This is a genomic window from Epilithonimonas sp. UC225_85 (genome assembly GCF_042695135.1).
Lineage (GTDB): Bacteria > Bacteroidota > Bacteroidia > Flavobacteriales > Weeksellaceae > Epilithonimonas.
Map to the genome: position 1 here is coordinate 2,036,624 of NZ_CP170547.1, position 12,414 is coordinate 2,049,037.

Sequence of the window (12,414 nt, forward strand, 5' to 3'; positions counted from 1 at the left end):
GAGAAATATCCTAATTCTTGCAAAGAGAATTACATAAACACCTCCGAACTTGTGGACTAAAATAACGGCCGATAATCTAAAAGATTGTCGGCTTTTTTATTTAACAATTTTGAAAAAGTAAGTTTGAAATAAATCTAGTAAATTCTGATATTCTTTCAGGCCTCAAAAACCTGAAAGAGTTGATGAAGAAACAGATTAAATTCAACCAAACCACGAAGTGGTGAAATATTAGTAGCATAGGGTGAGACCCTATGAACGACATTAAAAATCTGAAAATGAGCAATACCTATAAATCCGCAGGAGTCGATAAAGAAGAAGGCTACAAAACCGTAGATAAAATCAAATCTGCCGTTGCCGAAACCCACAACAAAAACGTTCTGAACAATCTGGGAAGCTTTGGTGCTTTCTATGAGATTGCTGGCTACAAAAATCCGGTTTTGGTTTCCGGAACCGATGGCGTTGGAACCAAGCTGAAAATCGCTTTGGACACCAAACAATACGCTTCTATCGGCATCGACTGTTTCGCAATGTGTGCCAATGATATCCTTTGTCACGGTGCAAAACCATTGTTTTTCCTCGATTATTTAGCGTGCGGAAAACTCGATTCTGAGATTGCTGCAGAGATTGTTCTCGGAATGGTAAAAGCTTGTAAAGACAACAACTGCGCATTAATTGGTGGCGAAACTGCCGAGATGCCGGGAATGTACCAGCCAGGCGATTATGATGTTGCAGGATTCTGCGTAGGAATTGTAGAAAAAGACCAAATCATTGACGGTTCCAAAATAAAAGCAGGAAATAAAATCATTGTGATTCCAAGTTCAGGATTTCATTCCAATGGATTTTCATTGGTAAGAAAAATATTTCCTGATTTCGAAGAAGAGTTTGAAGGAAAACCTTTGTACGAGACACTTTTGGTTCCTACAAGATTGTATTACCAAGACATTCACAAAGTTTTGGAAGAAGCACCGGTTTGCGGCATTGCGCACATCACAGGCGGCGGATTGTACGAGAATATCCCAAGAATTATTCCGGAAGGACTTTGCGCAACAATCGACGCTTCAAAAATCCAAATTCCAACCGTAATGCAGGAATTGGAAAAACGTGGCAATATCGCAAGAGAAGAAATGTTCGGAACATTCAATATGGGCGTTGGAATGGTTCTCGTAACCGACGAAAATCACGTAGATAAAATCCTTGACCTTTTGGAAGACGCTTATGTAGTAGGAGAAATCACGGAAGGAGAAGATAAAATTGATTTAAAATTTTAGGAGCTTAATCCCGCTATCCGCTATATCTTTTTTGTTTACGACGATTTGTAGTCAATAGAAATGAAAAGATAAACAAAAAAGGATGCCGCTACTATCTGGGCTAGTGAGTAGAGGACAAGATAAATAATGAAGAACATTAGTATTTTAATTTCAGGTTCAGGAACCAATCTTCAAAGGATTATTGACTGTATTGACAACGGAGAAATCCGAAATGCAAGAATCATCAAGGTCATTGCCGACCGAGAATGCTACGGACTGGAAAGAGCGCAGAAACATCAAATTCCGAATGAATTAATCAAACGTGGAAAAGACTTTGCCGAGAATCTGGAACAAGCCATTCTAGAGAACACAGATTTGATTGTTTTAGCAGGTTTTCTATCCATCCTGAAACCAGAATTCTGTGAGAAATGGGAAAGAAAGATTATTAATATTCATCCGGCTTTGTTGCCGAAATTTGGTGGAAAAGGAATGTGGGGACATCACGTTCATAACGCAGTCATCGAAGCTGGTGAAAAAGAAAGTGGCGCAAGTGTACATTATGTGACCTCAGGAATCGATGAAGGCGAAGTGATTCTGCAAGGAAAATTTGAGATTGATGAAAATGATACAGCTGAGAAAGTAGCCGAAAAAGTTCATTTAATTGAGTACGATATTTACCCAAAAGCCATTGATATAGTTTTAAATAAATAATATTAATTAATTAAAGTAAAAATTAATTGAAATCATGTAAATAATTGTTTTGTAATTATTTATAATTTTTAATTAAAAATAACTTTAATGAAGCAAATATAAAATCTAAGTAAAATAAAAAGTAAATCCGGAGGTGAAAGAACCGGTAAATCACAGTTTGGATAAAACTGTAAAAAGTAAAATTTGAAAGAGAAGGTATGAGTAAAAAGAGAGCACTTATCAGCGTATCTGATAAAAGCGGTTTGGTAGATTTCGCAAGATTTCTCGAAGAACAGAACTACGAATTGATTTCCACCGGCGGAACGTTCAAACATTTGAAAGACGCCGGATTGAGTCCAATTCAAATCGATGAAGTCACAGACTTTCCGGAAATGCTGGACGGCAGAGTGAAAACCCTGCACCCGAAAGTTCACGGCGGATTGTTGGCGGTTCGTTCCAACGAGGAACATATGAAAACTGTTCAGGAGTACGGAATCGGATTGATTGATATGGTCATCGTAAATCTTTATCCGTTTTTCGAGAACGTGAACAAAGAAATTTCTCTTGACGAAAAAGTAGAATTCATCGACATTGGCGGGCCTTCAATGTTGCGTTCTGCCGCTAAGAATTTTAATTCGGTTGTAGTTCTTACTGATGTGAACGATTACGAAATCATCAAAAATGAAATATCAAAAAGTGGCGATTCGACCATTGAAACTAGAAAGAAATTAGCCGGAAAAGTATTCAATCTGACATCTGCGTATGACGCAGCAATTTCCAGAATGCTTTTGGACGAAGAATATCCAACTTACCTGAATGCTTCCTACAAAAAGGTTTCAGATTTACGTTACGGCGAAAATCCGCATCAATCAGCCGCTTATTATACTTCGACTTTCGAAAATGGCGCAATGAAAGATTTTGAAATTTTGGGAGGCAAAGAATTGTCTTTCAATAATTTGAGAGATATGGATTTGTGTTGGAAAGTGGTGAATGAGTTCAAAGATGAATTGGCTTGTTGTGCTGTAAAACACTCTACACCTTGCGGCGTTGCTGTTGGAACTTCAGCTTTGGAAACTTATACCAAAACGTTTGAATGCGATCCGGTTTCCATTTTTGGCGGAATTATCGGAATGAATTATAAAGTGGACGCTGCAACGGCAGAGGAACTGAACAAAACTTTCCTTGAAATCGTGATGGCAACAGACTTTGACGAAGATGCTCTGGAAATTCTTAGAAAGAAGAAAAACCTCAGAATCATTAAAATTAAAAATCCTGTAACTGATAAACAAGCCTGGGTGAAAATCGACGGCGGAATGTTGGTTCAAAGCGCTGACGACCAATTCTCAGAAGATATAAAGTTAGTTACAGAAACAGCTCCAACAGACGAACAAAGAAAAGCATTATTGTTCTCACAAAGAGTTGTGAAATATGTAAAATCCAACGCAATTGTAGTTTCAAATGGTGTTCAAGCCATTGGAATCGGTGGTGGACAAGTGAACAGAATCTGGGCAACGCAACAAGCGATTGAAAGAGCCAAAGAGAAATTCGATGGCGAGTTGGTTTTGGCTTCTGATGCGTTTTTTCCTTTCCGGGATGTGGTAGATTTCTGCGCACAGGAAGGCATTAAAGCGATTATTCAGCCGGGTGGAAGTATGAGAGACAATGATTCCATTGAGGCTGCGGATGAGCATCATATTCCGATGTTGTTTACGGGAATGAGACATTTCCTACATTGATAAATTATTTTTATTTGTAATTTAAATAAAAAAAGAACCCCCCAATTGATATTCAATCGGGGGTTTCTTATTGTAATTATTCGTGTTTTATTCTTTTATCACTTTGAATGATTTCACATTGGTTGATGTTCTTACATTCACGATATAGACGCCGGAAGATAAATTTCTCATATCAATGTTTGCTGTTTTAGCATTGGTCTTTTCAGATTTGACAACGCTCCCTGCAAAATTATATATTGTAATATTATCAATCGTGTCGCCATCCATTTTTACCGTCAGTTTATCGACAACAGGATTCGGATAATATTGAAGACCCTTATCTTTCGTATTGTCCGCAGTTCCAAGTTTCTCTTCAACTTTTACAACAAAGCTGCAGGTATCAATAACCTCTCCGTTGAAAATCAGGTTGTGCTTAACCGTTGTTTCTCCTACAGGGAAAATTGCGCCTGAAGGCAAGCCTTCTGTCAATACTGAAAAGACACCTGTAGATGCACCTTCGCAAGCAAAGGTTAAATTATACTTAACCACTGCTCCGATATTACCAGGATTTGTATAAACAGTCTTATTTTCCGGGCAAGTATATTCACATTCCGGCGGATCTGGCAAGCCCACCATATATACCTGGATATCATCTATAAGTGCTGATGTTCCCTTAGTTGCTAATGAATTGAATCCTAAGTAATAAACCCCTGAAGCTGTTGGCGTAAAAGATAAAATGGCTTCTTCGTACTTATCACTGCTTACATTTTTGCTCCATATAACGTTGTCTTTTTGAACGAATGCGTAAGCTTTATCAGCAATGCTAAGGCTCATCGGAACGTTGCTTCCTATGGATCTGTATTTGAATTTGATCAGTATTTCTTTTCCACCCTGTAGATTTAATCCTCTTGAGAAATACCAGGAATTAGCATCAAAATAATAATTAAATTTTTGAGATCCGTTAAATTCTCCGGTTGCAGGATATGACTGATCTATCATCCACTGATTGTTTCTTGATATGGATTGGGTAATCCACTGATCTTCGTTTTCGAAGCCGTAATTGTAAGGAAGATTAACTGCTGATCCCGGACTTGGCAAAGTAGTGAAATTAACAGGCCCAGACCATGAACTGAAATTATTTTCGCCACAATTGGATCTTACATAAACTTCGTAAGCAGTTTCCGGAGATAAACCTTCTACGTGAGCCTGATTGTTGCTGACAGTTATTCCTGATGATGGTGTGCCGGTGCCGGCAGGTTGTACAACATATTCGTATCCACTTGCCGGTTGCGTGAGGTAATCCCAAGTCAAATCTACCGTCGTCTGTCCGTAATTTGCTACCACTTTTGATGGTTTTGCACAGTTCGGGCAGGAAGCAATGATTGGCGTACTGATGTTTTGCTCACTTGCACTTCCTACAACATTACCATTTGAATCCAAAATTTCATAACTGGTCTGATATCCACTATGGCTTCCGCCGTTCCATATAGTAGTAACAGCATCACCGGAATTTATTTGGAAAGGGAAATCCAGTACGTCACCAATTGGTAATGTAAGGTCTGTAAAAACAGCATCACCATTTACATAAAGATTCATCGTATTGTTGTTCCAGCCGTCTCCCTCAGAATCTTTGAGACGAAGGATATATTCGCAAGGAGAAGACTCTTTGTCTGAAACTTTTACGTTGTCAAACATCAGATAACCGTAGTTTGCATCCGAATAAGCCTGATAACCTAAGTAATAAACGCCATTTTCTGGAACGGTAAATGTTACTGTAGCTGTCGTGTAATTTGAATTCTGGATAAAATTGTTATCCCAGATCTGAACGGATTTTCCGGACGGAAAAGCATCCTTGCTTACAACCACTTTCATTTTTTGAGGATAATACTCGTCCTGGCTCGATTTGTAATCAAACTGCAACGTAATTTCTTTTCCTGCCGGAAGATTGATCCCTCTGGAGAAAACCCAGGAATTTGAATTATTATCGATGTCATCATGTCTCAGGTAATAATCTCCGTCTGAAGGTCCATACAGACCGCCAGCATCGGAATCACTTCTTACCCACGAGTTTCCAACCATCGGTTCCAGAAGTGCCCAATGGCTTTCCCCTTCGAAGCTTTCCTTGTAGGGTAAATTTACGGGAACTGCCGTTGTAGCCGGATAGGTTTTAAAAGCTACAGGACCCGACCATTTTCCGTACACCGAACCTGGTACACAAACAGATCTTACATAAAGCTCATACTGTGTTTGTGGCTGCAAACCCTGAGCAGTTGTAGATGTCCCTTGCACGGGAGTTCCTGATCCTGTAGGAATGCCTGTTCCCTGACTTTGTATGACATACTCGAAACCGGCACCTGGAACAGAAGCGGATTCCCAGAAAATATCAGCAGTTGCCTGTCCGGGAACTGATTTTACATTCACCGGCTTTGGACATAATTCTTCGTACAAATTGATATTATCCAAACTTAAATATCCCAGATTAGGATCCGGATAAAAGTAGAAAGCCAAATAATAAGTACCGGTTTGAGGGACTTCAAAAGTTTTGTGTACATTTTGGTAAGTATTGATCTGGATCTCTTCATTCACCCATAATTCTGTAGCGTTTTCCAAAGTAGGAATGGGTTGCTGTTTTAGAACTACTTTTAATTTTACGGGAAAAGCAGTGCTCAAACCGGATCGATAATCAAAATCTAAAGCAATGTTATGCCCTGCTTCGATCTTAATACCTTTAGAGATCAGCCACGCCGAACCTCCATTTTCGTAGTCGCTCTGTGCCCGGGCATAGAATTGGCCTTGAGAAGGCTGGTAAACGGTGCTCGTTTCATCAGTTATTGCCCAGGGAGTGCCTGCGCCTGTATTGATGTTATACCAGTAAGTTTGTTCGGCTTCTGTTTCAAAACTATTGGAATACGGAAGCGATACCGGATCTGTCTGTCCAAAAGTGAATAGAATGCTCAACAAAGAGAAAAAAGTTAATGCTTTGTTCATATATTTCATTTTGCAACAAACATAGGACTGGAGCATTGTAATTCCTATTTTTATAGTTTAAAAATGAAGAAATATTCACTGTTTTTGAAAGAACTTTGCGATTATGTGATCAGATAGAGTGATTGTTGTCTTTGGAAATCTGTTTTTTCAGTTTTCTGATCTTGTTTTTTGTTTGGATTATTTGATAGAGAACCAATGCTATCAGAATACAGAGAATGGTGATGATCCAATATTTGCCGCTGTTACCATTGTTAGAATTTTCCTCTGCCGTTTGCTTTACAATAATTTGGTTGACGGACTTTTTTTTGGCACTGATATCAGTATTGGTTTTCTGCTTATAGAGATTCAAATATAAGGTATGATTATCGATGTCGTTCAACGCATAATAATTTTCTGAAATATATTTATAGACCTCGGGGTTGGCATTTTCTACATTGTTGGACTTTAAGATCTGGATGGCTTTATCAAATTCTTGTTTGGCTTTCTTATAATCCTTCTGCAAATAAAGAACCCTGCCCAATCCCGCCAGACTTTCTGCGTTTAGAAGTGCATAATTTCCGTTTACAGCATAATGCAGTGATTTTTCAAAGGCTCCTTTTGCAGATTTCAAATTATTTTCTTCCAAGAAACAACCTCCAATTTCATTATAGATGTCCGCTATGGAAAAACGCAGCATTTCACGTCCTTTCAGTGCCGGTATATAGACTTCGAGTGCTTTATTGTAATAGGTCTGGGCAAAATCACATCCCAGCTCATCGCGGTAGATCAATGCTTTTAAAAAAAGAACGTTCCCTTTGTAAAACTTCAGTGAGTCGGGTAGAGGATGCTTTTCGATCAATTCATAGGCCTCGTCCGCATAATACTTTGCTTTGCTGTAGATGTTGAGATTATGATACTTTTCACCAATGAATCCTGCAACCTGGATCTGCGTGGGATAATCATTTATTTTCTGCGAGATTTCTCTTGTTTTGAAAGCATATTCTATTGCTTTTTCATAATCCTTTTTCACAGAATAGCTGCTGCCAATAACCGTAAGGACAGAAATTTCCATTTTTGGATTTCCCTTATATTTTTTATAAAGCTCTTTTCCTAGCAGGATCACCTTTTCAGGATTTGAGTTCATCATCAGAAACAAGGAATCCAAATTAGGTTCATTTAGCTTCTGTGCTGAGAAAGACTGCGAATTAATTATAAAAAGAACACATAGGGCTATTAATACATTTTTTATTTTTTGGGTAAGGTTTTTCATGATCAGTTGGCTATGGAAAGTTCTTTTTTGATAAAGCTGATGAATTCTTTGGGCGAAATTCCTGTTACGGTTTTAAAAACGGTCGAAAACGAAGTATGGGAAGAAAATCCGCTTTCCTCTGCAAGATAACTGATCTTATAGTTCAGAAAAGAAGGCTCATTACGAAGTTTATTGATGATGTGGTTGATTCTCAGCTCGTTGATGTATGAATTAAAATTTTTTTGTTTGTGTTTATTTACAATTTCCGAAAGATACCTTGTATTGGTGTCAAGTTCTTTTGCCATCGAATGTAGGGTGAGACTTTTTTTGGTAAAATCTGTTCCTTTCTCGAAGAAAAGTAATTTTTCCAATAGAATCTGCTCGGTTTTTTCAGGAATAAATTGTGGAATTTTAGCGATTTCCTGAATGTATTCTTTATTTGTGACAATTACTTCCTCTTCTTCGTGCGTTTTTTTCAGTTTGCTGATATATTCTTTATAATAATTATAATTTTTCCGGGTCTTAAGCCTGAACAAAAATACAAGACCCAGTATGATAATTGCAAGAGCGATGATCCAGATTAAAATGTGATTGATTTTGTATCTCTGCTCATCTTTTGTCTTAAGCTCGCTTTCCGTGAGCGAAAGTATCAGGTCGCTGGCTTTTTGCTGAGCCGAATTTATAGATTCATTGAGTGCAAGATATTTCAGGTTATGCAATTGATAATTGGTATTGTCACCTTCTGATAAGTACAGATCTGCTAAAAATTGATGGATGTTCTTCTTTAAAACTATATCATTGACTTTTTCTGACAAGATGAGAAGTTTAGGAATCTCACTCTGGTATTGCTGTTTGTTTGTTTTTATAAAATTCAATTTTGAAACATCTAACTCGGCATAAGCAATAAAGTTTTCTTCCAAGCCGGATTTTATGGACAATTGTAATGCTTTTTCTGCATATTGTAAAGATCTGTCCCATTGCTGATTCATCATATAAGCTTTCGCTAATTGATTATATGATTTGGAAACTTGATATGGAAATTGATAAGAAAATGTTGTCAAAAGATTATCATCAATGACTTTTATTGCTTCATCATATTTTTTCTGTTCGCAAAGCAAAATAGATTTTGTCGTGAGAAAATCAATATATAAGCCTATTTTTTCAGGAGTATCAGTAGGATTATTATGGATTTTACTTTCAATCAGGTTTAGTCTTTCCTTCGCTTTTGGAATGATGCCCAATCTTCTGTAAAGATCACTGAGGATAAGATTAGTCTGTAAAAGCTCCATAGAATCATCATTTAAATGAAGAGATTCTAAAAGTGCGTTGAGTGCCACAATGTTATTTCCCTGTAATATAAGGGCTTCAGCTTTTAGGTTCAAAGCCTTGGATCGCTGTTCATCAGAATCTGCATTGATAGAAAGATATTCGGAAATTGTAATGGTCTTTTCCGGATGAGTGTACAGATTTCCCAGTGCATTTTTGTAAATATCTTCGTTTTCCGACTGTTTTTGAGAAAACATAAGATTTCCAAAAGTCAGCATCAGCAGAACAACAAACCTGTTGGCAAATAGAATCTTTTGTTCCAAAAACGCATTCCTCAATCTCATCGTTGCAAAGCATATAATTTACAAATATAAGGTCAGAAATGATAATTCTTCATAGCATTGAGGTGATATTTTTGTTAATTCCTATACATTAACTTTTCCAAAGCTAATTTTGCTTAATATTTAAATCCAAATGTGAAATTTTGCAATAATATTTTTCGCAGCAACTCCAAATTTAAAAAATAAGAATGATGATAAAATTTAGCTTTAAAATCCATCCTCAAATCGAAATAATATTTACTTTTGGGACAAATTCTAAGAATGAGTATTTTCAATGACACAAAGCTCGCATTTGCCGATAAAACGGATGCTCAGCTGAGAAAAGCATACTGGATGTTCAAAGCGATTGAGCAACCTGCATTGACGAATATCGGCGTTTCACTACTTAATTTTACAGTTAGAAACAATTTTCCGTTCGTGGATGGGATTGTAAAGCAAACTTTGTTCGAGCAGTTTTGCGGTGGCGAAACTCGCGAGGAAAGTATGTCAGTCGTAAAACAGATGTTCAAACGCGGCGTCGGAAGTATTTTCGATTACTCGATAGAAGGAAAAGAAGAAGAGGAAGTTTTTGATGCCGTTTGCAAGGAAATCAAAGATATCATCAGATTTTCAGTTGGAAATCCGGCGATTCCTTTCATAGTTTTCAAACCGACGGCTTTCGGCAAAATTGATATCTATGAAGAAGTCGGAAAAGGTAAAGAACTCACAACCAGCCAGAAAGAAGAATGGAATAGAGTAGTGACACGTTTTGACGAAGTCTGCAAACTTTGCTTCGAAAACGATAAAAAAGTAATGGTAGATGCCGAAGAATCCTGGATGCAAGATGCTGCCGACCAACTTTGTGAGGAGATGATGGAAAAGTACAATCAGGAAAAGCCCATTGTTTGGAACACCATCCAAATGTACAGAACCGGCCGTTTGGAATATATGAACGCACACTTGGAAAGAGCCAAAGAAAAAGGCTATTTCATTGGTTATAAGATTGTTCGTGGCGCTTATATGGAGAAGGAAAGAAAACGAGCGGAGGAACAAAATTACCCAGACCCAATCCAGCCAAACAAACAAGCTTCCGATGATAATTACAATGCTGGAATTGACTTTGTAATGGCTAATTTGGATAAGGTTTCAGCATTTTTCGGAACGCACAATGAAAAATCCTCCGAATTGGTGATGGATAAAATGCAGGCCAACAATCTGGAGCACAACAATCCGCACATCTATTTTGGACAGCTTTACGGGATGAGTGATAACATTACTTATTATCTTGCCGATAAACATTACAACGTTGCCAAATATCTGCCTTACGGACCTGTGAAAGATGTTGTTCCATATCTTACAAGACGAGCGCAGGAAAATACCTCTGTTGCCGGACAAACCGGACGGGAATTGGGACTGATTGACAAAGAATTGAAAAGAAGAAAATCGAAATAGGAAAATCCGCTGTGAGGCGGATTTTTTCATTTTATTTTCTCTTGAATATCCACTTTATTTTTGAATTTTCTGTTGGATAACTTTCAGTACAGGATATTCCTTCACAAAATGCAATGGACCAACCTGATGGCAAATTATAAAAATAACCCCAACCATTTTCTTTAGTTAAATTTTGCTTTATTTCTAAAGGAAGTTCTGAAATTTTACTTCCAACATTCAATCCTTCTTTAATAATAAATTTACTATCTGTTGTTGCTAAATAAATTGTATCTCTATTTTTTAAAATTAAATCAAAATCTATAGAATTAATTTTTACAATCTTTGATTTTGAAATTTGTCCATTAGAAATTAGAATAGACTTTTGTCCAAAAATGTTTATAGATAGAAGAATTAACAATATTAAATTGGCTTTCATTTTCGTTTATTCTTAATTTATTTCTTCTTCTCCGCCTTCACAGCCTGTCTAGCCAACAATTTCCAACCACTTTTAGTCTTTGACCAAACATATAAAATATCCAGATTTACTTCGCCTGGTTCTTTTCCAAAGTCTGCCGTTTTTGCAAATAAATGATTTCGGACAATCGCTGTTTTATCAACAATTTGGATGGATTGGTTTGTGTTTTCAATAGTCAGGAAATTTGATTTTTTACTGACCAGTTTTTCTACAAATTCAATGGCATTATCAATATGACCGCTGGAGTGTCCGTAAGTGAGTTCGGGGAGAATTAAAGATTCCAAAACGGTTTTGTCACCGCTGATCATTGCTGATCTTAATTTTTCGGAAGCTTCAGCAACGGCTTTTTGGTCGTTATTTTTTTGTGCAAACATAAATGATACGGTTAAAAAACTTAATGCTACTAATAATTTCTTGATCATAATGATTTAATATATTTCTAAATCAAAGATAATGAACTTTCTTGTGAATTCTTATTGAACTTATTTTCTATCTTTATTTAATAAATTTTTCAAACTTTGAATCCAATTCTTGATATCGTCATCCGTTCGCTTGCTGTTTACTTTTTTATGGTCATTGCCGTAAGGGTTTTCGGGAAAAATCAATTGTCACAGCTTAATGCTGGTGATGTGATTCTTTTGTTATTAATAAGCAATGCCGTCCAGAATGCAATGGTTGGCCCCAATAACACTCTGGAAGGTGGAATTGTAGCGGCTTTGGTTTTGTTTGTAGCTAATTTTATCGTGAAGAAATTTATATTTAAGAATAAGTTTGTCAGAGAACTGATAGAAGACCAGCCTTATATCTTAGTTAAGGACGGAAAGGTTTTTCCGGATGTTTTAAAGAAAGTTCAGATCTCACAAGATGAATTGACGGAATCCATCCACGAACACGGTATAGAAACCATTTCTGAAGTAAAATTGGCAATTTTGGAAGTTGATGGTAATATTAGCGTTGTGTCAATAGATAAAGATAGCCACCAAACGCATTATTCCAGACATAAGACCAAAATTAAACGGAAATTCAATCCATAAAAAAGACCGGAAATTTCCAG

10 protein-coding genes are annotated in these 12,414 nt (G+C 37.0%); 5 read left to right on the forward strand and 5 right to left on the reverse strand.

Going from position 1 to position 12,414, the window contains the following annotated elements; all coding sequences use genetic code 11:
* Positions 1 to 275 precede the first annotated feature (275 nt).
* The 3 genes from purM (at position 276) to purH (ending at position 3,673) form a co-directional block, all read left to right on the forward strand.
* Positions 276 to 1,268 (forward strand): phosphoribosylformylglycinamidine cyclo-ligase, encoded by a 993-nt coding sequence (gene purM, locus ACFJGY_RS09360; protein WP_379963206.1) that lies wholly within the window; start codon positions 276 to 278, stop codon positions 1,266 to 1,268.
* A gap of 126 nt (positions 1,269 to 1,394) precedes the next feature.
* Complete coding sequence (gene purN / locus ACFJGY_RS09365; RefSeq protein ID WP_379963208.1) at positions 1,395 to 1,958, forward strand: phosphoribosylglycinamide formyltransferase; 564 nt, start codon at positions 1,395 to 1,397, stop codon at positions 1,956 to 1,958.
* Positions 1,959 to 2,155: 197 nt separating this feature from the next.
* Positions 2,156 to 3,673, forward strand: coding sequence for a bifunctional phosphoribosylaminoimidazolecarboxamide formyltransferase/IMP cyclohydrolase (gene purH, locus ACFJGY_RS09370; protein WP_379963210.1), 1,518 nt, complete (start codon positions 2,156 to 2,158; stop codon positions 3,671 to 3,673).
* 87 nt (positions 3,674 to 3,760) lie between these two features.
* Here the strand turns inward: purH and ACFJGY_RS09375 are convergent, their stop codons facing one another.
* The 3 genes from ACFJGY_RS09375 to ACFJGY_RS09385 form a co-directional block, all read right to left on the reverse strand.
* On the reverse strand, positions 3,761 to 6,640 hold the full coding sequence (locus ACFJGY_RS09375) for a choice-of-anchor J domain-containing protein (RefSeq protein WP_379963212.1): 2,880 nt from the start codon (positions 6,638 to 6,640) through the stop codon (positions 3,761 to 3,763).
* Positions 6,641 to 6,749: 109 nt separating this feature from the next.
* Positions 6,750 to 7,691 carry a tetratricopeptide repeat protein gene (locus tag ACFJGY_RS09380; RefSeq protein ID WP_379963214.1) on the reverse strand — a complete coding sequence of 314 codons (942 nt, stop codon included), beginning with the start codon at positions 7,689 to 7,691 and terminating at the stop codon, positions 6,750 to 6,752.
* Positions 7,692 to 7,891: 200 nt separating this feature from the next.
* Positions 7,892 to 9,478: a helix-turn-helix domain-containing protein gene (locus tag ACFJGY_RS09385; protein WP_379963216.1), complete on the reverse strand. Its 1,587-nt coding sequence runs from the start codon at positions 9,476 to 9,478 to the stop codon at positions 7,892 to 7,894.
* Positions 9,479 to 9,736: 258 nt separating this feature from the next.
* Between ACFJGY_RS09385 and ACFJGY_RS09390 the strand changes: the two genes are divergently transcribed.
* Positions 9,737 to 10,906 (forward strand): proline dehydrogenase family protein, encoded by a 1,170-nt coding sequence (locus ACFJGY_RS09390; protein WP_379963218.1) that lies wholly within the window; start codon positions 9,737 to 9,739, stop codon positions 10,904 to 10,906.
* A gap of 31 nt (positions 10,907 to 10,937) precedes the next feature.
* On the opposite strand, the gene ACFJGY_RS09395 is transcribed toward ACFJGY_RS09390, so the two are convergent.
* Together ACFJGY_RS09395 and ACFJGY_RS09400 are read right to left on the reverse strand one after the other, a co-directional pair.
* Positions 10,938 to 11,321: a hypothetical protein gene (locus tag ACFJGY_RS09395; protein WP_379963220.1), complete on the reverse strand. Its 384-nt coding sequence runs from the start codon at positions 11,319 to 11,321 to the stop codon at positions 10,938 to 10,940.
* Between the two features lie 17 nt (positions 11,322 to 11,338).
* Positions 11,339 to 11,782, reverse strand: coding sequence for a nuclear transport factor 2 family protein (locus tag ACFJGY_RS09400; protein ID WP_379963222.1), 444 nt, complete (start codon positions 11,780 to 11,782; stop codon positions 11,339 to 11,341).
* A 96-nt stretch (positions 11,783 to 11,878) separates the two neighbouring features.
* Here ACFJGY_RS09400 and ACFJGY_RS09405 point away from each other — a divergent pair, with 96 nt between their 5' ends.
* The gene (locus tag ACFJGY_RS09405) at positions 11,879 to 12,394 is read left to right on the forward strand and encodes a DUF421 domain-containing protein (protein ID WP_379963224.1); all 516 of its coding nucleotides are present in this window, start codon (positions 11,879 to 11,881) and stop codon (positions 12,392 to 12,394) included.
* Positions 12,395 to 12,414: the final 20 nt, after the last annotated feature.